Raw genomic sequence first — 26,244 nt, forward strand, 5'->3', positions numbered from 1 at the left:
CCGACTAAAGGCCCCCCTCTCTTTTCTGCGGTTAATCAATCGATACATTTCCGCTCGTAGACGAAATATCAATTTTATTCTTTCCATCTCCGTTTTTTCCAATCAGTGTCCGTTTATCGCCTTCTGTCTGATCAAACGGATAGGAATGGCTGATGTTTCCGCTCGTCAGTGTTGCTTGAAGACTGATGTCTGCGTTATCCGGAAGTTCAAGCCTGACATTTCCGGAGGTCTGACTGATGCGCAACGGCGCATTGACCGTTGAAAAAGAAGCTTCTAAATTGCCTGACGTGTGCTTGATTGTCAGCTTGCCGGTGACATCTTCAAGCTCGGTATTCCCGGATGTGGAGCGTATATCGGCTTCTGCCGTTTCCACGTGTTCCAGCCGAATATTTCCCGAAGTCCCTCTGACTGAGAGCTCATCAGCCTGAAGATGATCGACTTTCTGGCTGCCGCTTCCCGAACTGAGGGATACCTTTTGCAATGATAAATGCTCGCCGAGTATTTTGACGTTCCCGCTCCCTGATGTGATCGACAGATTGTCTTGATATTCATACGGAATGTGAACGGTCAGTTCATTTTTTTTGAAGAAAAACAACCTAAAGCCCTGCTGCTCAACCGAAAGCCGCAGGGTGTCCCCCTGTTCGGAAGATTCCAGCCGCGCGTTTCCTCCTGACAGTTCAGCATCTATATCATCACGGTTTTCAGCTTTGATCTTCACCGTTATGCTTTTTGAATCGATGTCGATATGATTGATTTTCTTTGGCGAAGCGCTGGCTGACCGGACCGTTTCCTGATTTTTGCCGAAGAAAATATGGCGGCCGCCGTTAAACATTAGGCCTGCTAGAATCAGAATGCCGGCGATGATCAGCAGTTTTCCAACCGTTTTTTTCATTCGTCCAATCCTTTCGGCAGTAAGTGTATGTTCCTTATTATAAGGAAAGTTTTCTTTGAAAGAAATCAAAAATTGTGAAAAGGGGCCTTTAAAGCCCCAGTTTTATTCGTTTCCGGCTGATTGTTGTTTTTCCAGGCCGATTTTTTTAGCGCGCATTTTTTCAAGCTCTTCTTCAACCTCTTTTGCATATTCAACCCGGCTGTAAGGGCTGCCAGAGGATGCGGACAGCTCGGCATAGCTGTTTGCCCTTGCTTCCATTTCTTCGATGCGGCTCTCCATTCTCATAAACTCGCGGTAGGCGCTTTCGTTGTCGATCTTGTTAAAGGAAGCATTCATATGTTCTTTTGCTTTTACGGCGTTTGCACGCGCGATTAATGCATGTTTGCGGTCTTTGACATCGCGCAGCTTAACCTCCAGCTTTTCCAGCTGTTCTTTCAATTCGCCAAGCTGCTTGCTTGCGTGCTGGTAGGCTTCTTGATATTCTCCGTTTTTTTCTTCAAAATACTTCATTTCTGAAAGGGCCTTTTTGGCAAGTTCCTCTTCCCCCGCATCAAATGCCAGCTGCGCCTGATTTTTCCGTTTGACAGCCAGTTTTTCAGCTTCTTCATATTTTCCTTTAAAGCTTTGCACAATCGTTTGCTGCTTGACAATCGTATGTTTTGCTTTTGCAATATCGCTTTCCATGTCGCGTACGTATTGATTGAGCATCACCCGCGGATTTTCGATTTTATCCAGTCCTTCATTGATTGATGCGACAAACATATCTCTGAGTCTTTTTAATGCCATCATTTATTCCTCCCTGATTCGTTTATTTATTCTTTTTTAAAAAGTCTTCCCATTCTGCATCAAAGCCCGTGTCATATCTTGCAGTCGAAGGCTCGCTGCTTTCTGGGGAATAGACGTTTTCTTCTTTTTTTCCACCCTGCTTGATCATGGTCCAGCCAAAATAAATCATGACAGCGGCAAGTGCGATCCCGATCAGAAACGGAAGCGCTCCACCCAGAAACATGATGCCGATGATGACCAGCAGCACGCTGGCAATCTGGCGGCCTTCCTTCCATTTTTTGATCCCGTAGCATAAAAGAACAGCTCCGATTGCCCCGGCAATTAATCCTCCGATTTGGCCTCCCCCAAAAAACAGCGAGATGCCGAACAGGATCAGAAAAAAGCCGATGACTGATTTTCCGGTTATAGTCATGTCTGTTCCTCCTTTCTCGTTCATGTCTTTACTATAGTCAATTTCAGCATTCGACAAAACGAGTCACAGATTGATTTTGTCGTAAGACCAGAGTCGTATGGCCGGTAAGACCGCGCCGCCCGTTCACATAAAAAACCGCTCATTTGAGCGGTTTTTTTGAATAGCTTCCTCTTGCCAGATCTATGATTCTATTTTCGGATTCCAGCCATCCAATACATTCTCAATCGTCCAGCTTGCAGCCTCCTGATCCGACAGCTGCCTTCTCTCCTGATGAGAAACCGCTCCCGGTCCTGTATTCCGATATTCATAAAGCCTTGCATCAGCGGCCGAAAATCCCGACATGTCCGTCCAGCCCTCCGATTTAATATGGGCGCCCATAGAGCAGTTTTTGTATAAAACGCTTGCAATGGCGTCAGGGTCTCCCCCCGGATGCCACGGGCGGCCAAGATAAACCGTTCCGTCCGCTGCATCGCTTGTCAGCGTGCAATTGACAATGAAAAAGCCGAACCGTTTTGTGATGTGCGTGCTGGCGGCGGTGATATAGCCGTTATTTGTGGCGGAGCCGCGATCGACGCTGTGAATACGACACTGGTCAAACACCGCTCTTGCTCCTCCAAAAATAAAATCGACGTCCCCTTCAATGTAGCAGTTGTCAAAATACTGTTCTCCGTCATTTACGAATAACGTATCCTGCCTTCCTAAGAATCTCGCATGTTTAAAACTGATCCGGCTGCCCTTGCTATAAACTGCCACTGCCTGCGTACCGGCCGTATCTGTTTTCGTTCGGTCAAACGAGTTCTCAAATGTCAGGTTTTCAGCTCGAAAATGATCGGCATAGATAAACACTGTGGCGCTCCCGCTCGTTCCGTATTCCCCTCCCCCTTCCTTCTCCTTTCCAGCGTAATTGTCATATGTGATCACGGTGTCGGTGGCGCTTTCTCCAATCAGGGTGACAAACGGCTTTGTTGCCGGAATGCGGACCACTTCTTTATAGATTCCTTTTTTAATCAAGATCTCTTTTCTTTCACGGCTGTACTCCGGCAGCGCATCAACCGCCTCCTGCACGGTTTTACACGCCCCGCTGCCGTCTTTTGCAACCGTCAAGCGGACGGCGGCTGTTTCCCGATTGTTCATCTACGTACTCCCCCTCCAATGAAAACGTTTACTAACAGATACGACAAAAAGCCGCTTTCCCCTTCCGGAAAACGGCATTGCTTCGTTCGGCGCGGTACAGGTAAGGATTTCCGCCCGCTGTTTTTTAGTTTCCGCCTCTCTGTTTTCCTTTGAAAACGATGGCGCTTCTTTCATATTCTACATCTTTGATGTTCATTCTGAAATTGATGACTCTTGCGGCCGCAAACAAATAATCTGACAGTCTGTTTAAATACCGGAGCGGCGTCTCGCGAAGATCCGCCGCTTTCATCAGCGCCACAGCCAGCCGCTCGGCCCGGCGCGCGACGGTTCTGGCTACATGCATGTATGCCGATGCTTTGGAGCCTCCCGGCAGAATGAACTTCTTAAGCTCGGGGGCTTCCGCACTGTACGCATCAATCCGTTCTTCCAAAAACCCGATGGCATCTTCCTTCAGCTTATTTTCCCCATTCGGCGAAAGATAAGCCAAATCGCTCCCGCAGTCAAAGAGCTCATGCTGGATCTTTAACAGCTCGCTTCCAATATCTCTGAAGCGCTCATCTTCAAGCTCGGCAAGCGCGAGTCCGATAAAGCTGTTCAATTCATCAATGGTCCCGTAGCATTGGACACGGATATCATCTTTGTCAACGCGGCCGCCGATCACATGGGTCTTCCCTTTATCGCCCGTTTTCGTGTACAGCTTCATTATTCATTCCCCTTTCTGATCGCTTCTCTGCAGCACTCGAAGACGCTCCTACTGATCAAAGCCCCGAGAGAAGACGTTTTTAAAGCATCGTCAAACTGATCACCGCTCCCGTCAGCCGCAATCAGCACCGTTTCAGCGTATGGAGCCGGAATAGGCGCTCCGCCGCCGTCTGTCCGCTCAGCGAAAGCCGCTTCAGCCTTTGCTTCTGACACCGTCATGAAAGCCTGAACGAAGGCTTTTTCTGTCAGCTTTCCATTGATCATCACCCAGACAGTGACATCCTCCGGCCGGCCTGAGGATGCCGCGGCCACGATAAAAAGTGAGGCGCCCCCTTCTGAAAACGTCCGAAACACTGCATTTTTGGGGTTGGCAGCGGTCACAGCTGCACAGCAGCCATGCGGGCTGATCCCCTTTTCGGCAAGAAAACGCTCCAGATCGGCAGACAGCTTGCCGGACTGCTCCTCTATCGGCACATAGCGGCTGACAAACGCCCGTTTCCAGCCGAGCCCCCCTCCGACAAGAGCTGTTGAGACAACGCGAAGCGGCTGATCCGTCTGCATCAAAAAACCGTCTGATCGCCATTGAAAAAGCTCGGCAAACGGAATCGCTTGCTTCATCTGTTCAGCTTGCCCAGGCTCAATAGAGATCTGCGGATTCGGACGGTGCGGATGAACCAAATGACGGACGTCCGTTTCATAAACATCATTGATCTTTCGTTCCCTCATCACCTGCTCCGGGACATCGAGCGCTTCCATTTCCCCGTTTTTCATCATCAGCAGCCGGTCGCAGTAGAGACTGGCCAAATTGAGATCATGAAATATGCCAATGACCGCAAGCCCCTTCTCGATAGCCATCGACTTCATCAGATCGAGCAGCTGCTTTTGATAACCCAAATCCAAAAAATTGGTCGGTTCATCAAGCAAAAGAACCTCAGGCTCCTGGGCTAAAGCCTGGGCCAGGTAGACGCGCTGCTGCTCTCCCCCGCTCAGTTCGTGAATCGATTGATCGGCAAACGGGAGAACGCCTGTCTCTTCCATCATCCTCGCAACGATCCGTTCATCTTCTTCGCCTGATTGTTTGAATATGCCTGTTTGATAAGGATATCGTCCGAATAAAACGGTTTCTTTGACGGTAAAGGAAAATGCCTGTTCCGTTTTTTGAGGGAGCGAGGCCATCATCCTGGCCAATGCCTTCGGCGGATAGGACTCAAGCCGTTTTCCCGCTAAATGGACAGCGCCTCCGGATGGCTTCAGCGTTCCGTTTATCAAATGTAATAGCGTCGTTTTTCCGCTGCCATTGGGCCCCAATATCCCCAAAAATTCTCCTTTTGCAACAGAAAAGCTGATATGCTTCACAATATCCCTGCCGCCGTATCCTCCTGACAGGTCACGAACGTCCAGCATCATGCATTCCTCCACGCTGTCGGCGAATCAGAATGATCCCGAACACCGGCGCTCCTATTAAAGCTGTGATGATGCCGATCGGCAGTTCAGACGGCTCGATGATCGTCCGCGCCGCCAAATCGGCCAGCACGAGAAAACCGGCGCCGTTTAAAATGGAGAGCGGCAGCAAATGCCTATGATCTGTTCCCCATAGGAGACGGACAACATGCGGCACGACGAGGCCGACAAAACCGATCGTGCCGGAAACGGCGACAGCCGCTCCCGTTAAAATAGAGCCTGAGATCAGTACGGCGATTTTCCTTTTCTCCACATTAACGCCAAGCAGCCTTGCTTTTTCCTCACCGTAGGTCATCACATTTAATTCTCTTCCATTCAGCAAAAGCCCCGCGGTTCCGCATATAAAAAAGGGAAGAAACAGAAAAATATAGCTCCAGCCCCGCATCGAGACGCTTCCGAGCAGCCAGTGAACGATCGGCTTTAGATCATCCCCTGTCAGGGCAATCATGAGAGAAATAAGCGCGCCTAAAAATGAGCTGAAAATAATACCTGTTAAAATCAGGGCGGACAGCGTCAGTGCCGGATGGACAAGCCGGGCAAAAAACAGAACGATAAACATCACGGCGACCGCTGCCGCGACGCTTAAAAGCGGCAGCGTAAAACCGCCGATGACGGGCAGCTGGATGCCGAAAAACAAGGTGACAACCGCTCCGACCGCCGCTCCGGAAGATACGCCGAGCGTATAAGGGTCTGCAAGCGGATTTTTCAACAGTCCCTGGAACGCCGCACCTGCCGCGGCCAGTGCCGCACCGACAAGCGCAGCCAGCAGCACTCTCGGCAGCCTGATTTTCATGATGATGTTCGCCTGCATCGGATCTGTCTCTATCCCTTGAATACCAAACCATTCATGGAGAAAAACCTTGATAATAGAAGGAATGGGAATCTCCAATGAACCGATAGAGATTCCCATAAGAATAGAGGCGGCTACAAATGCCAGGCTTACGATATATGCCGCTGGACGGCTATTTCTTATAAACGTCAGGGTAAATGATGTCCGCAAGCTCTTCAACCCCTTTGATCAGCCGCGGTCCCGGACGGGTCACAAGGTCGGGGTCCACGTCGTATACTTCATTATTTTTAACGGCTTGTACACTGCTCCAGCCGCTCCGCTTTTTGATCTCTTTGACAGATGAAGCGCCGTTCGTCGTTACGATCGCATCGGGATTCAGCTTGATGATCGACTCCTCGGTCATCTTTGCCCACCCTTCCTGCCCGGTAGCGGCGTTTTTCGCATGGATGGCTTCCAGCATTTCATTCATGAAGGTTCCTTTTCCGGTTGTATAAATGTCAGGAGCGGGAGAAACCTCGACAAACACTTTTTTCTGTTCTTTTTCCGGGATGTTTTGCGCTTTTTCTTTAATTGCCGCGAGATCAGACTTCATGCTGCTTACAAGTTCTTTAGCCTCCCGGTTCGCACCTGTCGCCTTTCCGATCATGTCAATCGATTGATAGGTGTCATGAAATGATGCCGCATCATTGACCGTCACTACCGTGATGCCGGCATCGCGCAGCTGCTTCAGCCCTTCTTCCGCGCTCTGCATGGCTGAGGCATGGGCCAGCACCAAATCAGGATTTAAAGAGATGATTTTTTCCGTGTTGAATTCCATGCCGCCGATTTTTTCAACATCCTTCACTTCTTTCGGATATGTATCAAAATCCGTCACACCGACGACTTTTTTGCCCAGGCCGAGGGCGTATGCAATTTCCGTATTGCTCGGCATCAACGAGACGATTCTCTTCGGTTCTTTTGCAATTTTGATTTCTTTTCCTGAAGCATCCTTTACTGTGACCGGAAACGCTTCAGCCGTCTTTTCCTGTGTGTTCTTCGGTTCTTCCGGAGCTTTCGCTGTTCCGCAGCCGGCGAGCACACCGACGGCCAAAAGCAGTGAAAGCAATAAACCCGCTAACTTCTTCATGCTGCTTCCTCCTTGGGATAAAAATAAAAAACATCTCTACTTGGGTAAAGATGCAGTAAACAATGAACGTACAAAACAAGTGCACACCGCTACACCGCATCTGTCCTCGCAGATTACGCGTGTCGTCATCCAGGCAGGTGTTCTGGCTCTTGATCATCGCTGACGGAGTTTAATATCCGCTTTCGTTTCGCTCACCATTACAGCGGCGGGACCGCGCCGGCAGTATTGGCAGCACCTTTCTGACTCATTCGTATCCTATTTTCGGAATTATTATACTATAACCGGATCAGGGTTGTATATGAGATTCTAAAAAGGGTGTTTTCAGCGATGTTTGGCATATAGAAAAAAAGGTGATCAATGCGATTTCGCAACACAAGCTTTCTAAAAAATAATCAATGACGAGACGATTGGCCCTGCAACATCGAGGCGGCCCCAGCTTCTTGGAGGTCTGGGGCTCTATAAAGCTGACGCTCGCCCGGCTGCAGATTCCAAAGCTGAAAAAAGCGGCGCGGCCGATAAAAGACATTCATAAATTGCTGAAAGAAGAGAAAAATAGACATGCTAAGCAGGATTTTCGACCATGATGCATGACTGCGCTATACTTTTAAATGGATGTTTTTTCATCTTAGACTTCGAATACAAGGATTGATTTTATATGGATTTACAGCTGCAAAACAAACTCGTTTTAGTCACAGGATCAACAGCGGGGATTGGAAAAGCGGCGGCAGAAGCCTTTTTGGCGGAAGGCGCCAGGGTCATTGTGAACGGACGTACGGAAGAAAAGGTCCAGTCAGTCGTAGACGAGCTTTCCAAACACGGAACCGTCCACGGAATCGCCGCAGACCTTTCAAATCGCGAACAAAGCCGGACACTGATTGAAAAAACGAAACAGATCGGCGAGCTTGATATCCTTGTCAATAACATGGGGTTTTTTGAGGTAAAAGAATTCGCGGACGTCTCAGATGAGGAATGGCTTGAGTATTTTGAAGTAAACGTGTTAAGCGCCGTCCGCCTTTGCCGCGCTTTCCTGCCGAACATGCTGAAACGGAACGCGGGAAGAATCCTCAATCTGGCGAGTGAAGCCGGCATTAAGCCGCTCCCGCAGATGATTCCTTATTCCATGACCAAAACGTCTTTGATCAGTTTATCACGAGGGCTGGCGGAAATGACGAAAGGAACGAAGAATGTGACTGTCAATTCGGTTCTTCCCGAACCCACCTGGACCGAAGGCGTCGCCAATTATATGAAGGGGGCTGCCGCAGCGGAGAATACCGATTTAGACGCATTTGTCAAAGATTACTTCAAAGTGAATGAGCCAACTTCTTTAATCCAGCGCTATGCCAAACCTGAGGAAGTCGCCAGTACGATCGTCTATCTCGCATCAGAGAAAGCGGCGGCCATCAATGGTTCGGCTCAAAGGGTGGAAGGCGGGATCATCCGCTCCATCTAACAGCATCCTCTGCCTGCCGGCAGAGGATGCTTCACTTTGAGAGGCAAGCCATCACAAATTGCCGGTCAACCTTTCGCGATGATCCGGCTCAACGCCATCAAGGCGTTTTAAAAAAGACTCGCGCCAGCTTGTCGACAATTCCTCCACCTCAAGAAGCCTTTTGATGCCGTCGATATCATCTTTGTCATGATGCTTGATGCGATTTGCGCAAGAAATCGTTATCGCTTTCGGATGGCGGGAGATCAACTTTAAACCGCCGGATTTAAAAACACGTCCTTCTTGAAGCACGCGGAAATAAAAGCCCGTATAGCCGGTTTCCTGAACCTTTAACACCATATTGGGCACACCGTACCTTACAGATAATTTGTAGCAGGGCTGCCGCGGCTGGCTCACCTGAACGACCGCTTCTCCCAGCTGAAAGATATCGCCGATGCAAACATCCGTTTCCAACAGTCCTTTGATGGTCAGATTTTCTCCAAGTGCACCGTATTCCAGCTTTCTCTGCAATTCATGCTCCCAAAATGAATAATGTTCATAGGGATAGACGCAAACAGCCTTCTCCCTTCCTCCATGATGAACAAGATCCGCCTGCCCGTCTCCTTCAAGGTTCGTCGATGACAGAAAGAGACATTCTTGTACAGGCCTCTTGTATATTCCGGTCGAAACCGCTTTATGTTTAAACTGAACCTGCTTGGGTTTCCCGACATTGATCGAAAGGATTTCGGCATGTTCCATTGACATCACCTCAGTTTTCATATTTTATAAGAAAGGAAAAGACGTCCTTTTACACCAAAGGGATTGTCGCTTCAGCTTCGAATTTAAGTATAATCTTGCATCTATCATTAAACAATTCAATCATTTTTATCAAAACAATAGCTGTAGCCTATGACGAGAAAATCATTCGGGAGGAACATTCATTGGAGCTAAAACAATTAGAGTACTTTATGACCCTCTGCCGGGAGCTTCACTTTACGCGTGCAGCCGAGAAGCTCGGCATCGCCCAGCCCTCGCTGAGCCAGCAGATCCGTCTGCTTGAGCATGAAATCGGGATGCCTTTGTTTGACCGCACCGGCAAACGGACGGCAATGACAGAAGCGGGGAAAATATTGCTCCATCACAGTTATCATATCTTTCATGAGCTGTCACAGGCTCGCGCCGCCATTAGCGAGCTGCAGGGATTAAAAAGGGGAAATTTAAAAATCGGGGCGCTTTTGACGGTTGTGAGCTATTTGCTTCCGCAGACTGTCATCGAATTTCACCGCAGCCATCCCAATATCAAACTATCTGTTTTAGGCATGCGAACCGGAGATATTTATCACGGGCTGCTGCAAAACGAACTCGATTTGGGCATTGTCTGTCTGCCCGTAGAACATGATGATATAGAAGCGATTCCTTTTTTCAAACAGCCTCTCGCTCTTGCAGCGCCGAAACATCATCCCATCGCAAAAGAGCCGTTTGTCACGCTCGATATGTTAAAAGAAATTGATTCCATTTTATTGCCTGACACGTATTTTCTGCGGCAGCTGATCAACGAGCAGTGCCGCGCGCTTGGATCGAGCCCCGGCCAGTCATGGAAATGACGACGATGGAATCGATTACGAACATGGTCAGCAAAGGAGTCGGCGCCACCATACTGCCAAAGGGCTATCTTGATGATATCGCTGATCCATCCATTCAGACGATCCCTATCCAAAGTCCCGTTCTTACGACAGAGATCGGCATCGTCTACCGCAAAAACAAATATTTGTGCGCCGCAAGCCGGGTTTTTATAGAGCAGTTCATTTCAACGGTAAAAAACGGGGCATCAAGTAAGCCCGATTGACAAATTTCAAACGGAAATCCTCTGCTCAACGGCAGAGGATTTCTTTTTTACTGTTCCGGCGAGTCATACCGCTTGCCGTTAATATACAGATTTGAAAAAACGGGGTCTTTCACGTTTTTCAGTTCCATCGGGATGTTAACGTCATTGATTTCCGAATTGGTCACCTTCAGTCCTGTGACAGGCGAATGATCGTACGCCAAAACCCGAATGCCGTACCGGCCGCCTGCGCTTTTCAGCTCATCGACTTCAATTCCGCGGACGACGGGTTTGAATTCTCCCGCATCCCCTTCTTCATATTCCATATCAATGGCGATGACTTCCTGTTTCAGGCTTTTGACGACATTATGGTAAAAATAAATGTTTTTCAGCACACCGCCCCGTACGGAATTTGTTTTGATGCGAAGGGCTCTGTCAAGGTTCGGACTGTCCATGAGATTGCCTTCGGCAAATACGTTTTTTACGCCTCCGGAGATTTCGCTGCCGATCGTGACGCCGCCGTGCCCGTCCTTCATTTCGTTGTTTTCGATGACAATGTTTTCCGAAGGGACATTGATCCTCCGGCCATCGGCATTTCTTCCCGACTTGATTGCGATGCAGTCATCACCGTTATCAAACAGGCAATTCTTAATGATCATGCTTTTGCATGATTCGGGGTCGACTCCGTCCGTATTCGGGCCGTGTCCGATCACCTTGACTCCGTCAACCGTCACATTTTCGCAAAGCACCGGATGAATCTGCCACATCGGCGAATTCATCACGGTAACGCCTTGTATGAACACGTTTTTGCAGCGGTACGGCTGAATAAAATTCGGCCGCAAATAATGGCCTGTTCCAAAGCGGCGCTCTTCAACAGGCACATTCCGCTCCGCCATTTCAAACAGCGCATCGCGGTCTTTTTCCTGCGACGGCTGCCCGTTTGTTCCCCGCTTCCACGGCCACCAGTGCCGGTCATCAGCCTGGCCGTCAAGCATTCCGCCTCCGGTAATGGCAATATTTTCGGCTTCGTAAGCATAGATCAGCGGGGAATAATTGTAGAGCTCGACACCTTCAAATCTCGTTAGAACAGCGGGCAGATAATCAGCGGGATTCTGACTGAATCTTATGACCGCATCCTTTGTGACATGCAATTCCACATTGCTTTTCAGCCTGAGGGCCCCGGTAAGAAAGACGCCTTTCGGCACTGTAACTCTTCCCCCGCCCTTTTGGTGCGCTTCATCAATCGCCTGCTGAAAAGCAGCCGTTGAATCCGTCTTCCCGCCGCTATCAGCCCCAAATCGGGTGACATCAAATCGGCGGTCGGGAAAAACGGGAACCTTAATCTGCCGCATAATCTCCTCTTTCTTTCCTTTCAGAATCATATGACCATCCCCCTTACAGTGTAACGCCTGTTTTAAAGATCGCCAGCTCTCTGAAATCGTTCTTTTCATTGTTGAGCTGTCTTCCGCTTGCCACTTCAAGCAAAAAGGCAATCAATTCCTTCAGCATCTCCTCTTCAGAAAGATCTTCCAGCACCCGGCCCGCGTTAAAATCGATCCAATGGCGCTTTGTGTCATAAATAGACGTATTTGTCGAGATTTTCATCGTCGGTACAAAGGTGCCAAAAGGCGTCCCCCGGCCTGTCGTAAACAGAACGATTTGGCAGCCGGAAGCTGCAAGCGCCGATGAAGCGACAAGATCGTTTCCCGGGGCGCTCAGCAGGTTCAGCCCTCTTTTTCTCAAAACTTCTCCATAATCAAGCACATCGGTTACCTTGGATGTTCCGGCTTTTTGCGTACAGCCGAGAGATTTATCCTCCAACGTTGTGATCCCGCCCGCTTTGTTTCCCGGGGAAGGGTTTTCATAGACCGGCTGCCGGTGGTCAATGAAATATTGTTTGAATTCATTGATCAGGCGGACGATTTTATGGAAAACTTCTTCGTTTTCCGCCCGCTCCATCAAGAGCGTCTCCGCCCCGAACATTTCCGGGACCTCCGTCAGGACCGCCGTACCGCCTTGGGCGATCAGAAAATCGGACAGCCGCCCGAGCAGCGGATTTGCGGTGATCCCGGAAAAACCGTCAGAACCGCCGCATTTCAGCCCGATCTTCAACTCTGAAATCGGTACATCGACACGCTTGTCATATTTTGCATGTTTATAAATGTCTTTCAGTAATTTGACCCCTTCAGCGACTTCGTCTGTAACCTCCTGGGAAAGGAGAAATTTCACCCGCTCTTCATCATAGTCCCCGAGCGCCTCGCGAAATTCGTGAATGCTGTTGTTTTCACAGCCGAGGCCGAGCACGAGAACGCCGCCCGCATTTGGATGTTTCACGGCATTGGCAAGTATCGTTCTCGTATTGATATGGTCGTCACCAAGCTGCGAACATCCGTACTGATGTTTTAAAACGTGCACGCTATCAAACGGCGAGATATCGCCGATGTCAGCCTTAAATTGTTTGATTATAAGCTCGGCGACTCCATTTACGCAGCCGACCGTCGGTACAATCCAAAGCTCGTTTCTAATGCCCGTCTTCCCGTCTTTTCGTTTAAATCCTTTAAAGGTGAGCGGTTCTTTCTGATGCGGATTTTCTGTAAATCTAGGATGATAGCTGTATTCCTGGACTCCGCCCAGATTTGTTTTCGTATTGTTTGTATGCACCCATTCTCCCTTTTGAATCGGTTCTATGGCATGCCCGATCGGAAAACCGTATTTGATGACGTTTTCATTTTCAGCAATGTCTGTCAAAGCAAATTTGTGTCCTTTCATAATCGGGCCTTTCATTTGAATCGTCTGTTCTCCCGCGGCGATCGTTTCGCCCGGCTGCAAATCTCTTAAAGCGATTCCGACGTTATCTGCAGGATTGATGATCAGGCAATCTTTCATTATCTATCCCCCAGCTCAGCCATTTGGCTGTTGATCAGTTTTTTCAGCGCTTCCTTCATGCCGTTTTGCATGATGCCGTCCAAATGCCCCGCCAGTTTTGCCGCTAAGTCCGGCCATTCATTCAGGTTCTCGCCCCACAATGTTTCAGATTCAAGTACACGGCGCGCGATTTCAGCGGGGTCTGTTTCATCTTCCCACAGCCTTTTCAGAAATGACAGCGTGTCGGCATCATCGGCTAAAGGAATAGGCGAATGTCCGCGCTTGCCTTTATAAAAATAGATGAGCGCGCTTAACGCAAAGACAGTTCTTTCAGGAAGCTTGCCGTTTTTGTTGATGTGTTCCCTCATGACCGGCAAGTTTCTAATTTTGAATTTCGAAAACGAATTCAAGGATATATCGAGCAATTGATGACGGATAAACGGGTTTCTGAACCGGTCAAGAATCTCTTCCATATAGGTCTGCAATTGGTTCTCAGGCAGTTCAATCGTCGGGATCACCTCATGCTTGAGCAGATCTTTGACAAATTGTCCGACAAGCTCATCTGCGGCAGCTTCTTGTACCGTATCATGCCCCGCCAAATAAGCGACAGGCGTCATCGCCGTATGTGCGCCGTTTAAAATCCTTACCTTCCTCTCCCTGTACGGTGTCACATCATTGACAAACAGTACATTCAACCCCGCCTTTTGAAATGGCAGCTCTTCTTGAAGCCAATCCGGGCCGTCGATGACAAACAAGTGGTACGGCTCTGCGGTCACGATCAAGGAATCGCGGTATCCGGCAGCCTTCTCCAGCTCGAGGGCTTTATCTTTCGGAAAGCCCGGCACAATTCTGTCAACCAGTGTATTGCAAAACACATTTGCATGTTCGAGCCAATCGATGAACCCTTTCTCAAGCTTCCACAAATCCGCATACTGCAAAACGATGTCCTTGAGCTTTTCGCCGTTGTCCTCAATCAGCTCGCAGGGCAGAATCACAAAGCCCTTCTCTTCGCTTCCGTGAAAGGTTTGATACCTCCTGTATAACAGGGCTGTCAGCTTTCCCGGAAAGCTTTCCTGCGGCCTGTCGCTGAGCCGGTCTTCCTCCATGAACACGATCCCGGCTTCTGTCGTATTCGAAAAGATGAATCTCAGTTCCGGCTGATCGGCGACAGCCATAAATTCATCATATTGATCATAGCTGCTGATGCCTCTGCTGATCGACCTGATGACAACCGAGTCGCGGATCTCCCTTCCCTCTTGGAAGCCTTCAAGGTAAAGCGTATAAAGACCGTCCTGTTCATTAATGGCCTGCACCACCGAACCGCGGCGCGGGGAAACGACGACGGCGCTGCCTTTAAAATCAGTCTCTTCATTTAATTTATGAATCTGCCAGTCTATGAACCCTCTCAAAAAATTCCCTTCCCCGATCTGCAAAATCCGTTCGGGGTATGACGGCTTGGGCTTTATTTTTTTGGATAGCCGTTCCACTTTCATCCCTCCTCTTTTAATTGCACACGTTCACATTTTTATGCGCATCAATATGATGCTATAATCTCCGGACGGAATTCCGGATGATCAATTCCGTGCTGATCAGCGACTGTCTGCCTTTCGTCTCCGGATGTTCGATGAGCGACAACAGGCTTTCCGCGCCCAGCATGCTGATTTTTTCGGTCGGTTTTTTGACGGTTGTCAAAGATGGCGTCGTAAATGCGGAAAAACCGATATCATCAAAGCCGATGATCGACATATCGTCGGGACACCGCTTTCCGTTTGCATAAAGCGCGTTCATGGCTCCGATCGCCATATCATCGTTTGCACAAAACAAGGCTGTCGGAGGATTCTCCAGTGTCAGGAGCGTTTCAACCGCGCTATAGCCGCTTTTCATCGTATAGTCCCCACGGACGAGATATTCGTTTTGAATCGGCAGATCGTGCGTACGAAGCGCATGGAGAAAGCCTTCAAGTCTTTCCTGCGAGGATTTAAAACCCTCTTTTCCCTGAACCATCGCAATGCGCTTATGGCCGTTTTCGATAAAATGGCAAGCTGCGAGATATGCCCCCTCATTCTCATTGGCCAAAATATTGATCACGGGCTGCCCCTCAATTTTTCTGTTCAGAACAACAATCGGGATATTCTGATCTGTCACATGATCAATAAACGCCTGATCCCGTTCGCTTTGGCTGATTAAGATGATCCCGTCATAGCGGTTGCGGTGGATGGATGACAAATCATGATAAGCATCAATCCCCCTGACGAACATATTATAGTGCTCATCTATCACATTGTTGACGCCGCGCAGAACATCGGCAAAAAAGCTAGAAGATGTTCCGTCCGTCAGACTTGTTAAAAACAGGCCGATCGTAAACGTTTTTTGCGTCACAAGGCTTTTCGCGTTAAAATTCGGTTTATAATTCATTTCGGCTGCGATGTCGAGTATTTTCTTTTTCGTTTTTTCTTTAATCAGCGGACTGTTATTAAGCGCTCTGGATACTGTGGTGTGCGATACATTCGCCAGCCTGGCAATATCTTTAATCGTTACTGACATTTATTTTAACCTGCCTTTTTCCCTGCTGTTGATACCATCAGTTTATCATATTATGAGCGCTTATCAGAGAGAATTACCCTTATGATCTCGAGTTTAAGTCGGCTACCATTTCGGCATGCTTCTCGTCTGTCAGGCGGTATAAATAGCCGAGAACAAGCATGGCGAGAGACAAGGCCACCGCCGGATACAAAAGCAGAATCGCTTTAATGCCGAGAAGCGTACCGGCTTTTTGGGCAACATTCGGGACATAGCCGACGATGCTGAGCCCGATCCCCGACAAAAAACCTGAAAGCGACTGGGCAAGCTTTCTTGAGAAATTGAACAATGAATAAACAGTGCCTTCTTTCCGCTCCCCTGTGCTCCATTCGCCATAATCGATCGCATCCGATACAAATGCCCAAGTGACCCCGTTCGGGATGCTGATTCCGATAAATGCGATGCTTGCGAGAATCGTAAATAAAAAGACATTGCTCGGCATGGTAAAGTTGATGATGTCGGCTGCTACGGAAACCGCAAGACCGAGAATCGCGGTTTTCTTTTTGCCGAACATTTTGACAAGCTTCGGCAGCATAAGGACCCCCACAAAGGAAGAACCGATGATAATGAAGTTCATTGATGCCATCAGCTCGGCATTTCCGAGGTTATACTCGGCGAAATAAACCAGCATCGCAGATTTAAGATTGTACGCGGAAATTGTGAAAACCGTCATCAATATAAGCGTCAGCAGCGGTTTATTTGTAAAAAACGTTCTTGAAATGGCCTTGAACGTCACTTTTTCCTCTTTATATTTTTGATCCTTGACGATAATCCGTTCCTTGCAGTTCCGGTAGCAGATGTAGAAAAACAGCACGCCCAGCATCGACATCAGCCCCATGACAACCGGATACGCGACCACAGGATTGTCAAATCTTACAATCATTGGAATCACAACAATGCTTGTGATGAATAGCGCGCCGAGAGAACCGGCCTGGCGGAAGGAAGCAAGCGATGTCCGCTCCACCGAATTTTGCGTCATGGCCGCACCCAGCGATCCGTAAGGAATGTTGACGAATGAATAGCCGAGGCCCCAGATCATGTATGACGCATACGCATATATTAATTTGCCTGTCGGCGAAAGGTTTGGCGAGATAAATGTCAGAACCGTCAATATGGCGAGCACGATGCTCCCGTACAATAAATACGGCCTGAATTTCCCTTTCGGTCCGATGCGCTTCCTGTAATCGATCGATGTCCCGACAATCGGATCGACGACAGCGGCAAAAAGCTTGCTCACAAGAAAGATCCCTCCGGCCGCGGCCGCCGGAATGCCGGCAACATCCGTAAAAAATTTCAATAGATAAAGCTGCCCGAGGTCAAACATGAATCCATTTCCAAAATCCCCAAAACCATAAGAAATCTTTTCTTTTACGCTCAATTTTTCTTCGGTGGTGACTACCGTTTCGGTCTGTCTGTCCGTCGATATTTCCATGGGAACGCAGCTCCTCTGCAATCATTTTGCTTGATTCAGGCTTTCAAACGATCTTTCACCTCAAACTGAAAATAGTGCTTTGCGTTTTCATAGCTGATTCCTTTGACAATTTGTCCAAGCAGTTCGATATCATTCGGCGCTTCGCCATTTTCCGCCCAGCTGCCGATTACATCGCAGAGCAGACGTCTGAAATATTCATGTCTTGTGTAGGAAAGAAAGCTTCGCGAATCCGTCAGCATGCCGATAAAACGGCTTAAAAGCCCTATATTCGCGAGCGTTTTCATTTGTTCAAGCATGCCGTCCTTCGTGTCATTGAACCACCATGCCGTCCCATGCTGGATTTTCCCGGGCGTCCTTCCATCCTGAAAGCTTCCAGAGAGGCTTGAAAGCACGACATAGTCGCGCGGATTTAACGAATAAAGAATCATCTTCGGCAGCGCGCCTTTTCGATCGAGAGAATCAAGAAAACGGCACAAAGGCTTTGCGATGTCCTGATCGTTGATGGCGTCATATCCTGTATCAGGGCCGAGCTTCGCATACATTTTGCTGCTGTTGTTCCGCAAAGCATTGATATGCAGCTGCATCGCCCAGCCTTTTTCCGCATAACATTCGCCGAGAAAATGGAGGGTGTACGATTTGAATTTGCACTCCTCTTCAACCGTGACCCTTTCACCGTTCATCGCCTTGGCAAAAATCGGCTGAACGTCTTTTAAATCTGCATCCACATACATCATCTCGTTAATGGCGTGGTCCGATATCCGGCCGCCTGCTTCATGAAAAAAGCCGATCCTGTTTTTAAGCGCTTCCAAAAAATCGTCATAATCGCTGATCGCAAGACCGCTGGCATCTTCAAGCTTTTTCACCCAGCCGGAAAACCCTTCCTGGTTGATTTCCAGTGCTTTATCAGGCCTGAATCCAGGTAAAACGCTTACATTGTAATCGTCTTCCTTCAGCTTCAAATGGTATTCCAAACTGTCTGTCGGATCATCAGTCGTCACGACGGTTTCAACATTGGATTTTTCGATCAGGTCTCTTGCTCCAAAGCCCTTCCCGTTTAATTGCTCATTCACATTGCGCCAAATCTCGGGTGCGCTGTTTTCATCAAGCAGCTCATAAATGCCGAAAAACCGCCGCAGCTCCAGATGTGTCCAATGATAAAGCGGGTTTCCAATCGTCATCGGCACCGTCTTGGCCCAGGCGCTGAATTTTTCCTCATCTGACGCGTCCCCTGTAATGAATTCCTCTGCTATGCCGTTCGCCCGCATCGCCCTCCATTTGTAATGGTCGCCGTACAGCCAGACTTCGGTGATATTTTTGAAGGTTTTGTTTTCATAGATCTCTCTCGGACTTAAGTGACAGTGGTAGTCGATGATCGGCATGCCTTTTGCGTACTCATGATACAGCTTTGCCGCCGTATCATTTGATAAAAGAAATTGGTCATCCAGAAACGTTTTCACTGCTTTTCACCTTCCTTAAATATTTTTGTTAACGTTAACAAAATGGCTCAGGCAAAAATGTGAACGTTAACATTTAATCTTATTTTATACCAGCGGAACCTATTTTTCCATTATGTTCGCAAAATATTAAAAAAACCGTCCGGTTAAAACCGGACAGCTTCGTCCTTTTATTGTTTTTTCTTAAATTCCATTGTGATCTCCGTGCCGATCCCCGTCCGGCTGTCCACTTCAATGCATCCGTCATGAAGATGGACAAGCTCAAGCGAAATGGCGAGGCCGAGCCCGCTTCCTTCTGTCGAATCCTTCGTGTGCGTTCCCCTGTAATAACGGTTAAATAAATTAGAGACAGTTTCAGCATCCATTCCTTTGCCGTTATCTTCAATTTTAAGAATGATGGTTTGTTTTGTTTCTTCAAGAATGATTTTGATGTCAGTGCCCTTTTTATTATGCTTGACCGCATTGGCAAGAAGGTTTTCCAATATCCTTCTAAACCAGCCTCTGTCAATCGAAAATGCCGTGTCTTCAGATTGATATTCAAAAGATACATGATAACCTTCTGAAAACGGGTAGCGCCTGAACTCTTCCACAAAGCTTTTTAAAAACGGAACAAGTCTGACCGTTTCCCGCTTGATCGGGAGGGCGTCGTTTTTGAGTCTGTACGTTAAATTCAAATCCTCAATCAGCTGGGACATGTAATCCGACTTTTCTTTCATCGCCTGGCCGATTTCGCAGATTTCTTCCTTTGACCACTCATAATTCGGAGATTCGAGCATCATGCTGTACCCATAGATCGTGCTGAGCGGCGTTTTCAAGTCATGGGAAAGTCCTGCGATCCATTCCTCTCTCGTCGTTTGGATTTTTTTCCGGTTCTGTTCGTCTTTCTTCAATGTTTCCATCAGCTGCTCCATCGATTCGAAAATTTCGGTAAACAGCCGGTAAGGCTGCTTCCTTTTTCCTTTTTTATTCCGGCTCCTCGGCAGGCCTTTTCGGTTTTTCGGCTCTTCAAAGCGCCCTTTTGAGAGATTGACGATCCATTTAATCGTATGGATGATCGGCATGCCGAACCGGAAGGAATACCAAAGGGTCATGATGGTGATTAAAAAGAGCAGGATGCCGATCATCAGAACAATGATTTTGATCGCAAGGCTGACCATCGACCGGTTAAACTCATGGTCCGGATTATATATCGGATTCGGTGTGGCCGCAATCAGCCACTCTGTAGCGCTTAAGCGCCTGTATGAAAATTCGTGCTCATAGTTCCACGGTTTCGAGGTATACTTCAAAAGCTCTAATTCATTGATGCCCTCGCTGTAGTCGATATCTTCGTAAACCGATTGCAAAAGTGTTCCTTTTTCATTAAACAGGTAAACGGACCCATTATTTTTCTTAATGAAATCAAGCGTGCTTTTCTTGTAGGAAGACAGGGAAGCCGGATCTTTTTCTTCTTTCTCCAGATACGACAGGATCGTATCGCTTTTGGACTCCCAGCCGAAGAGAATGACATAATCTTTGTCATTTAAATTGGCAGACCAAAAGTTGACTTGATATTTTTTAATCTTTTTTGCAGAAATTGCCGATACGAGATCTTCTCTATGATACTTTTTTTGGATCTCCGGCGGAAGATGATACGAATAAACGGTTTCCTCTTTCCCGTTTAATATTTGAAGCCAGCCCCCCTGCTTATCAACGGCATATTTTAAGAGATCATCAATCTCCCAATTGTTGTCGTCATCAACGGTGATCCATGTTTCAAATGTGTCTGATGTCGCTTTTGCCAGACCGGCATCTGTTTCACTTTCACTCAATTGCAGCCCGAAGAAAATAAAGGATAAAAACAGGATGGCGCCGACAAGCAGTAAAATTAAAAAAATTTGACTCGTAAAATGCAGAACTAATTTTCCCCTGAGCTTCATCCTTCACTCTCTTTTCTTGCTTTGTTAGGGATGAATTTATAGCCTAATCCGCGAATCGTGACAATGTATTCGGGATTGCTCGGATCTGCTTCAATTTTTTCTCTCAGCTTTCGGATATGTACCATCACGGTGTTGCTGTCGCCGTATGACGGGACCCCCCACACCTTTTCATAAATCTGATCCTTTGACAGCACCCTGTTCGGATGATCGCAAAAGTATTGAAGAAGCTGAAGCAGCTGGGCGGAGCAGCTGACAGCCTCGCCATCGACGATCAGCTCGGCGAAGTCGGGGTGAAACGTGAATCGTTCATATTCGTATGAAGATGCGACAGATGCAGCAACTTCCTTTTGTATGTATGTTCTTTTTAAATGAGCTTTTATTCTGGCGATTAATTCCAGCGGATTGAAAGGTTTTGTAATATAGTCATCCGCGCCGTATGCAAATCCTGACAGCTTATCAAGATCAGATGTTTTCGCGGTCAGAAAAAAGATCGGGGCATTGGTATGGCGCCGAAGCTCGGGAGACACTTCAAATCCGGTCTGCCCAGGCATCATGACATCAAGAAGAATCAAATGTACGGTTTCTTTTTTGACGAGGTCAAGGGCCTCTTCGGCGCTGTTCGCGGTCAAGACTTCGGTAAAGCCTTCTTTCGTGAGGACGCGCTTGACCATCTGAACAATGGCATCCTCATCATCCACAATCAAAATCGTTGCATTCTCCAATTTCCTTCTTTCCTTTCTGTCTCTTGCATGTTTTTTATATCCTCATCTTACCATCTATCCTATCTATATCGGCCGTATTTTTCAGATTTTAAAGTAAAAATAAACTTTTTCAGAAATCTTCTTTCAAAAACGGAAATACCGGGACAAAAAAACAGACACATTTTCGTGTCTGTTTTATCCGGTTGCCAGCTTTTTTGCCTCTTCTTTCTCAAAAAGATCATAGGTCAGGCATACAGGTTTGCCTGTGCGCGGATCTGCAACGATCTGGGCGTCGATTTGAAACACTTGCTTTAATACTTCCGGCGTCATGACTTCCTCCGGCGTTCCCTCTTTAATAATCTTGCCGCTGTTTAACGCTACCATGTGATGGGCGAATCGGGCCGCATGATTCAGATCATGGATGACCATCAAGATCGTCCGTTCCTGTTCCTGGTTCAGCTTTTCCAAAAGCTTGAGGATTTCAAGCTGATGGGCCAAATCCAAATAGGTCGTCGGTTCGTCAAGCAAGAGCAGCTCCGTCTCTTGGGCGAGGGCCATGGCGATCCAGACGCGCTGGCGCTGGCCCCCGGAAAGGGCTTCAATCGGCCGCTCATGAAACGGCAGCATTCCTGTAACCTCAAGCGACCATTCAATGATGCGGCGGTCTTCTTTTGTCAGTCTGCCCATACCTTTTTGGTGGGGAAAGCGGCCGTATGCCACAAGTTCATATACGGTAAGGCCGCCGGGAGCTTCAGGCGTTTGCGGAAGAATCGCCATTTGTTTGGCGATCTCTTTCGTCGGCATTTGATGGATTGCCTTTCCGTTCAAATAGACGGCGCCTGTTTTGGACCGGTGGATTCGGGCCATGGTCTTCAAAATCGTTGATTTTCCGCAGCCATTTGGCCCGATCATCGTCGTGACTTTTCCCTTTGGAATTGTAAGATTTAGATTTTCGACAATCATCTGCTCGCCATAGCCAATCCCCAGCTCATTTGTAGAAAGAGACACTTTGCAATCTTCCCTTCTTTAATTTGTTTTCATCAGTAAATATATAAAGTACGGCGCGCCTAAAACGGAAATGACTAGTCCGACGGGAATCTCCGATGGCGCGAGGAGATTTCTGCCGATCAAATCGGCCAGCAAAAAGAGCAAAGCCCCCGTCAACGCAGACGCCGGTATCAAAAGCTGATGTTTCGGCCCGACAAGCCTTCTTGCGATATGGGGAGCAACCAGACCGAGAAAGGTGATATTGCCCCCCGCCGCCACGCAGGCGCCGCTGAGAGCTGCCGCGGCCAACAGCAGTGTGCGCCGTTCTTTTTCAACGGCCGTTCCAAGGCCGGCAGCAATCTGATCGCCAAGATTAAGTACATTTAAATAGCGCGCTTTATATAGGATAAAAGGAAGCAATACGGCAATCCATGGAAGGGTTGCCCAAACAAAGCTCCAGTTGGCGTTCCATATGTTTCCCGAAAGCCATACGGTCGCCTGCATAAAATCGTTTGGATCCATTTTCAGCTGCAGCATGAGAATGGCCGCGCCAAATGCGGCGTTGACTCCGATGCCGACCAAAACTAGGCGGACAGGATTAAGCCCCTTTTTCCATGCGAGCAAATAAATCAAAATGACCGAAATGCAAGCTCCTATAAATGCAAAAATCGGCAGGGAAAACATCATGCTTGCTTCGAGGCGGTCGATTGACCCCTGTAAAAAGAAGATGAACAGAACCACGGCAAAACCCGCTCCGGCATTGATTCCCAAAATCCCCGGATCAGCCAGGTCGTTTTGGGAAATCCCCTGCCAGACGGCCCCCGCTGCGGCAATCCCGGCGCCGATGATCATTGCAAGAATCATGCGCGGCAGGCGAAACTCAAATAACACTAGCTCGTCTTGCGGCGTGCCGGCTCCAAACAACGTTTTCAGCGTGTCAAGCGGAGCAATCCGAATCTCTCCCCTATTCAGGCTGAGTAAAAACACGCCGGTGATCAGCGCGGCCATAACCAGCATGATCACTGCCGCGCGGCTGTTTTTGTTTTTGATGGTCTCCATTACAGCCCCCTCCCTTCACGCCGGGCCAAATAGAGAAAGAATGGGACGCCGACAAGCGCCGTCACCGCTCCAACCGGTGTTTCAAAAGGAGGGTTGATCATCCTTGCCGCTATGTCGGCATAAAGGAGAAGCACAGCCCCCAACACCGCTGAACACGGAATGATCCAGCGATAATCCATGCCGGCCAAAAACCGGGTAATATGCGGGATGATCAAACCGATGAAACCAATCGAGCCTGCCACAGACACTGCGGCACCCGTAAGCAAAACGACGGAAACGACCCCGATCGTTTTGACCGTGTTTGTCGATTGGCCAAGCCCTTTTGCCAATTCCTCTCCCAAGCTTAAAACGGTTATCGAACGGGCGATCAAAAAGACAAGCATCAATCCGAGTGCCGCTGCGGGAACCAAAAGCTCTACGCTCGACCATTTCATGCCTGCGATACCGCCGGCATACCAAAAGCTCACATCGCGGGCTACATCAAAATGTATCGCAATGCCTGATGACAGCGCCCTGAGAAACGTTCCGACCGCCGTTCCCGCCAAGGCCAGCTTTACAGGAGTAAGGCCGCCTTTTGAAAACATTCCGACCGCAAAAACAATCGCTGCTCCCAAACCCGCCCCGGCAAATGACCAGGCCATCAGCCCGAGGGCAGAGATGCCGGGAAAACAGGCAAAAGCGACGGCTATCGCAAATGCCGAGCCGTCTGTCACGCTCATAATGTCCGGCGAAGCGAGCGGATTTCTCGTCATGCCCTGCATGATCGCGCCGGAAACGGCCAGACAAGCGCCGACAAGCATTGCACTGACCGTCCTCGGCAGCCTGAGCTCCAAAATAATTTGATGGGCCGTATTTTTTGAATCAAAGTGAAAAAGCGCGTCCCATACAGTGCCAAGCTTGATATCAGCCGCACCGAGGGCTATCGATAATGCCCCGCCGAACAACAGGATGACAAGTCCGCCCAGAAGGACAAATACGGCTCCAAGGGGACGGCTTACCAGCCGTTCTTCATGCTCCGGCTCGTCCCCGCTGGTGATCTGATGAATATTTCTGTATGACCCCAATCGATGCCATTCCTTTCCTATATCTACAATCGATAACGATTATCATTTTCATTTTATAGTATATCAGTCTCAGGCCGAATTTTTAAGAAAAAATTTATCAAATGAAAAAAAGCCCGCTGATCTTCGAAAGAAGACCGCGGGCCCATGGCTCATGACTGCCGATTCTTGCCAAACCTTTTGGCCGCAAACGGGTAGATGACAAGTCCGACAAAGAACAATCCGATTCCCAATATAAAGGTAAGTAAATCAGACGTTCCGGAGACGATCACCCATAAAGAATAAGCAAGAGCTGCCAGTGCAATGATGCCGTCGCCCAGTCTCGATCCTTTCAGCTCATCATAAGTTTCCCCTTTTAGGATGAGCTTCAGGCTGAATAGTGCTGCAATCAAATATGGGACAAGATAAGCCAGCGTCGCCGATGTCGTCAAGAACGTAAAGGCCTGGCTGATCGTTCCGGAAATCGTCGAGAATATAAAAATCTGAGACATGACATTCGTGACGATCAACGAATTGACAGGACTTCCTTTTTTGTTCGTCTTCGCAAAAAAAGCAGGAAAATCGCCAGCCTTAGCGGCTTGGTATGGAACTTCTGACCCGATCAAAATCCAGCCGAGCATGGAGCCGAACAGGGAAACGATCGCCAGAATGGCCATCACAACGCTCCCCAAGCCGCCGATAATCGCGTGCAGCACATCAACAAACGGCTTATCTGAAGCCTTCAGCTGGTCATGCGGGATAATGCCCATCGTAATGAGTGTAATAATCATATAAATGCCAAGCGCGATCAGCAGTCCCGTAATCGTAGCCCGTTTGACATCCCGCTGCGAAGAAGCGCGCCCTGATAAGATAACGGCTGACTCGATGCCGACGAACGCCCACAGCGTTGAAATCGCCGCATTATAGACCTGACCGCCAAGCCCCACGCTTTTTCCTTCAGCTTCAACAGGAAAATAAAATGATTCAAATAAAGACACCTGAAAAACGAATAATCCGGCTACAATAAACAGAACAAATCCGAGCACTTTGGAAAACGTCGCCAAAAAGTTGAGTTTTCCGGCTCCGTTTAAGCTTGTGACGAGAATGAAATGAGTGCCCCACAACAGAATCGTGCAGACGATAAATGTCAAAAGCTGTCCGAGTGTGACGGCATGCCCGCCAATCTCAAACATCTTGCGTCCATCAGTTAAAATCGGCAGGAATGTTGTCAAATAACCGGCAAGGCTCGTGATGATGGCCACATTGCTGATCCAGCTTGCCACCCAGTAGCCCCACACCATTGTAAAGCCAGCCGCGTTTCCTTTTTTCGGATCTGAGAAGAGCGCCCTTGCATAGCTTTGCGGGCCCGCTTTCAGATCCGGACGGCGGATCGATAAATGTCCGAATACGAGAGCGATCATTAAAACGCCCGCACCCGTCACAAGCCATGCCACCGTTACACCAAGCGGACTTGCCGTCTGGGCGAGCGTGCTTGGGAGCATAAAAATTCCGGAGCCGACCATATTTCCGACGACAAACGCCGTTAAAAGCCAGAAGCCCCATTTTTTTGTCTGTTCCATCTTATAATACCTCCGAGCATTTTATAAAAAATATGCCGGACCAGACCGTGAGATCAGTCAAAATAAAAAAAGCATGAAC

General features: G+C 48.4%; 23 protein-coding genes and 1 pseudogene. 3 read left to right on the forward strand and 21 right to left on the reverse strand.

What is annotated here, in order from left to right:
- Positions 1-31: 31 nt before the first annotated feature.
- The 8 genes from R5H20_RS19430 to R5H20_RS19465 form a co-directional block, all read right to left on the reverse strand.
- Positions 32-892, reverse strand: a complete 861-nt coding sequence (locus R5H20_RS19430; protein ID WP_006639041.1) for a LiaG family protein — start codon at positions 890-892, stop codon at positions 32-34.
- A 102-nt stretch (positions 893-994) separates the two neighbouring features.
- Complete coding sequence (liaH, locus tag R5H20_RS19435; protein WP_006639042.1) at positions 995-1,678, reverse strand: stress responsive protein LiaH; 684 nt, start codon at positions 1,676-1,678, stop codon at positions 995-997.
- 22 nt (positions 1,679-1,700) lie between these two features.
- A complete protein-coding gene (locus R5H20_RS19440) occupies positions 1,701-2,090 on the reverse strand; it encodes a protein LiaI (protein WP_006639043.1) in 390 nt (129 codons plus the stop codon).
- Between the two features lie 180 nt (positions 2,091-2,270).
- Complete coding sequence (locus R5H20_RS19445) at positions 2,271-3,224, reverse strand: pectinesterase family protein (RefSeq protein WP_006639044.1); 954 nt, start codon at positions 3,222-3,224, stop codon at positions 2,271-2,273.
- 124 nt (positions 3,225-3,348) lie between these two features.
- The gene (locus tag R5H20_RS19450; protein ID WP_006639045.1) at positions 3,349-3,927 is read right to left on the reverse strand and encodes a cob(I)yrinic acid a,c-diamide adenosyltransferase; all 579 of its coding nucleotides are present in this window, start codon (positions 3,925-3,927) and stop codon (positions 3,349-3,351) included.
- Positions 3,927-5,330, reverse strand: coding sequence for an ABC transporter ATP-binding protein (locus R5H20_RS19455; protein WP_006639046.1), 1,404 nt, complete (start codon positions 5,328-5,330; stop codon positions 3,927-3,929). Before R5H20_RS19455 ends, R5H20_RS19450 begins: the two co-directional genes overlap by 1 nt.
- The gene (locus tag R5H20_RS19460) at positions 5,314-6,387 is read right to left on the reverse strand and encodes a FecCD family ABC transporter permease (RefSeq protein WP_006639047.1); all 1,074 of its coding nucleotides are present in this window, start codon (positions 6,385-6,387) and stop codon (positions 5,314-5,316) included. Before R5H20_RS19460 ends, R5H20_RS19455 begins: the two co-directional genes overlap by 17 nt.
- Positions 6,350-7,303, reverse strand: coding sequence for an ABC transporter substrate-binding protein (locus tag R5H20_RS19465; RefSeq protein ID WP_006639048.1), 954 nt, complete (start codon positions 7,301-7,303; stop codon positions 6,350-6,352). Before R5H20_RS19465 ends, R5H20_RS19460 begins: the two co-directional genes overlap by 38 nt.
- A 440-nt stretch (positions 7,304-7,743) precedes the next feature.
- Here R5H20_RS19465 and R5H20_RS19470 point away from each other — a divergent pair, with 440 nt between their 5' ends.
- Both R5H20_RS19470 and R5H20_RS19475 read left to right on the forward strand, forming a co-directional pair.
- Complete coding sequence (locus R5H20_RS19470; RefSeq protein WP_157678855.1) at positions 7,744-7,887, forward strand: hypothetical protein; 144 nt, start codon at positions 7,744-7,746, stop codon at positions 7,885-7,887.
- A 71-nt stretch (positions 7,888-7,958) separates the two neighbouring features.
- Positions 7,959-8,753, forward strand: a complete 795-nt coding sequence (locus R5H20_RS19475; RefSeq protein ID WP_224254437.1) for an SDR family NAD(P)-dependent oxidoreductase — start codon at positions 7,959-7,961, stop codon at positions 8,751-8,753.
- 51 nt (positions 8,754-8,804) lie between these two features.
- Here R5H20_RS19475 and R5H20_RS19480 read toward each other — a convergent pair whose 3' ends face one another.
- Complete coding sequence (locus R5H20_RS19480) at positions 8,805-9,488, reverse strand: MOSC domain-containing protein (protein WP_006639050.1); 684 nt, start codon at positions 9,486-9,488, stop codon at positions 8,805-8,807.
- Positions 9,489-9,670: 182 nt separating this feature from the next.
- On the opposite strand from R5H20_RS19480, the pseudogene R5H20_RS19485 reads away from it, so the two are divergent.
- Positions 9,671-10,575: pseudogene (locus R5H20_RS19485) on the forward strand (LysR substrate-binding domain-containing protein).
- A gap of 47 nt (positions 10,576-10,622) precedes the next feature.
- On the opposite strand, the gene R5H20_RS19490 reads toward R5H20_RS19485, so the two are convergent.
- From R5H20_RS19490 to R5H20_RS19545, 12 genes are all read right to left on the reverse strand, one after another.
- Positions 10,623-11,933: a glycoside hydrolase family 28 protein gene (locus R5H20_RS19490; RefSeq protein WP_006639051.1), complete on the reverse strand. Its 1,311-nt coding sequence runs from the start codon at positions 11,931-11,933 to the stop codon at positions 10,623-10,625.
- 13 nt (positions 11,934-11,946) lie between these two features.
- Positions 11,947-13,437, reverse strand: coding sequence for a UxaA family hydrolase (locus tag R5H20_RS19495; protein WP_006639052.1), 1,491 nt, complete (start codon positions 13,435-13,437; stop codon positions 11,947-11,949).
- Entirely contained in the window at positions 13,437-14,903 is a 1,467-nt protein-coding gene (locus R5H20_RS19500; RefSeq protein ID WP_006639053.1) for a tagaturonate reductase, read from the reverse strand. The genes R5H20_RS19495 and R5H20_RS19500 overlap by 1 nt, the downstream gene beginning before the upstream one ends.
- A gap of 58 nt (positions 14,904-14,961) precedes the next feature.
- The gene (locus tag R5H20_RS19505; RefSeq protein ID WP_006639054.1) at positions 14,962-15,960 is read right to left on the reverse strand and encodes a LacI family DNA-binding transcriptional regulator; all 999 of its coding nucleotides are present in this window, start codon (positions 15,958-15,960) and stop codon (positions 14,962-14,964) included.
- 79 nt (positions 15,961-16,039) lie between these two features.
- A complete protein-coding gene (locus R5H20_RS19510) occupies positions 16,040-17,428 on the reverse strand; it encodes a glycoside-pentoside-hexuronide (GPH):cation symporter (RefSeq protein ID WP_006639055.1) in 1,389 nt (462 codons plus the stop codon).
- A 35-nt stretch (positions 17,429-17,463) separates the two neighbouring features.
- A complete protein-coding gene (gene uxaC, locus R5H20_RS19515; RefSeq protein ID WP_006639056.1) occupies positions 17,464-18,885 on the reverse strand; it encodes a glucuronate isomerase in 1,422 nt (473 codons plus the stop codon).
- 167 nt (positions 18,886-19,052) lie between these two features.
- Positions 19,053-20,798 (reverse strand): sensor histidine kinase, encoded by a 1,746-nt coding sequence (locus tag R5H20_RS19520; protein WP_006639057.1) that lies wholly within the window; start codon positions 20,796-20,798, stop codon positions 19,053-19,055.
- Entirely contained in the window at positions 20,795-21,520 is a 726-nt protein-coding gene (locus tag R5H20_RS19525; protein ID WP_006639058.1) for a response regulator transcription factor, read from the reverse strand. Before R5H20_RS19525 ends, R5H20_RS19520 begins: the two co-directional genes overlap by 4 nt.
- Positions 21,521-21,694: 174 nt before the next feature.
- Positions 21,695-22,462, reverse strand: coding sequence for an ABC transporter ATP-binding protein (locus R5H20_RS19530; protein WP_051056697.1), 768 nt, complete (start codon positions 22,460-22,462; stop codon positions 21,695-21,697).
- A gap of 63 nt (positions 22,463-22,525) precedes the next feature.
- The gene (locus tag R5H20_RS19535) at positions 22,526-23,545 is read right to left on the reverse strand and encodes a FecCD family ABC transporter permease (protein WP_006639060.1); all 1,020 of its coding nucleotides are present in this window, start codon (positions 23,543-23,545) and stop codon (positions 22,526-22,528) included.
- Positions 23,545-24,609, reverse strand: coding sequence for a FecCD family ABC transporter permease (locus R5H20_RS19540; protein WP_006639061.1), 1,065 nt, complete (start codon positions 24,607-24,609; stop codon positions 23,545-23,547). Before R5H20_RS19540 ends, R5H20_RS19535 begins: the two co-directional genes overlap by 1 nt.
- A gap of 149 nt (positions 24,610-24,758) precedes the next feature.
- Positions 24,759-26,165 carry an amino acid permease gene (locus R5H20_RS19545; protein ID WP_006639062.1) on the reverse strand — a complete coding sequence of 469 codons (1,407 nt, stop codon included), beginning with the start codon at positions 26,163-26,165 and terminating at the stop codon, positions 24,759-24,761.
- Positions 26,166-26,244 lie beyond the last annotated feature (79 nt).

Origin of the sequence: Bacillus sp. KICET-3 (assembly GCF_033261025.1) — a bacterium.
In the GTDB taxonomy this organism is placed as follows: Bacteria; Bacillota; Bacilli; order Bacillales; family Bacillaceae; genus Bacillus; species Bacillus sonorensis.

Bases quoted from the DNA above. Each gene is read 5' to 3' on its own strand.
- R5H20_RS19430 (WP_006639041.1), bottom strand. From the start codon at position 892: ATGAAAAAAACGGTTGGAAAACTGCTGATCATCGCCGGCATTCTGATT.
- liaH (WP_006639042.1), bottom strand. From the start codon at position 1,678: ATGGCATTAAAAAGACTCAGAGATATGTTTGTCGCATCAATCAATGAA.
- R5H20_RS19440 (WP_006639043.1), bottom strand. From the start codon at position 2,090: ATGACTATAACCGGAAAATCAGTCATCGGCTTTTTTCTGATCCTGTTC.
- R5H20_RS19445 (WP_006639044.1), bottom strand. From the start codon at position 3,224: ATGAACAATCGGGAAACAGCCGCCGTCCGCTTGACGGTTGCAAAAGAC.
- R5H20_RS19450 (WP_006639045.1), bottom strand. From the start codon at position 3,927: ATGAAGCTGTACACGAAAACGGGCGATAAAGGGAAGACCCATGTGATC.
- R5H20_RS19455 (WP_006639046.1), bottom strand. From the start codon at position 5,330: ATGCTGGACGTTCGTGACCTGTCAGGAGGATACGGCGGCAGGGATATT.
- R5H20_RS19465 (WP_006639048.1), bottom strand. From the start codon at position 7,303: ATGAAGAAGTTAGCGGGTTTATTGCTTTCACTGCTTTTGGCCGTCGGT.
- R5H20_RS19475 (WP_224254437.1), top strand. From the start codon at position 7,959: ATGGATTTACAGCTGCAAAACAAACTCGTTTTAGTCACAGGATCAACA.
- R5H20_RS19480 (WP_006639050.1), bottom strand. From the start codon at position 9,488: ATGGAACATGCCGAAATCCTTTCGATCAATGTCGGGAAACCCAAGCAG.
- R5H20_RS19490 (WP_006639051.1), bottom strand. From the start codon at position 11,933: ATGATTCTGAAAGGAAAGAAAGAGGAGATTATGCGGCAGATTAAGGTT.
- R5H20_RS19495 (WP_006639052.1), bottom strand. From the start codon at position 13,437: ATGAAAGATTGCCTGATCATCAATCCTGCAGATAACGTCGGAATCGCT.
- R5H20_RS19505 (WP_006639054.1), bottom strand. From the start codon at position 15,960: ATGTCAGTAACGATTAAAGATATTGCCAGGCTGGCGAATGTATCGCAC.
- R5H20_RS19510 (WP_006639055.1), bottom strand. From the start codon at position 17,428: ATGGAAATATCGACGGACAGACAGACCGAAACGGTAGTCACCACCGAA.
- R5H20_RS19520 (WP_006639057.1), bottom strand. From the start codon at position 20,798: ATGAAGCTCAGGGGAAAATTAGTTCTGCATTTTACGAGTCAAATTTTT.
- R5H20_RS19530 (WP_051056697.1), bottom strand. From the start codon at position 22,462: ATGATTGTCGAAAATCTAAATCTTACAATTCCAAAGGGAAAAGTCACG.
- R5H20_RS19535 (WP_006639060.1), bottom strand. From the start codon at position 23,545: ATGGAGACCATCAAAAACAAAAACAGCCGCGCGGCAGTGATCATGCTG.
- R5H20_RS19545 (WP_006639062.1), bottom strand. From the start codon at position 26,165: ATGGAACAGACAAAAAAATGGGGCTTCTGGCTTTTAACGGCGTTTGTC.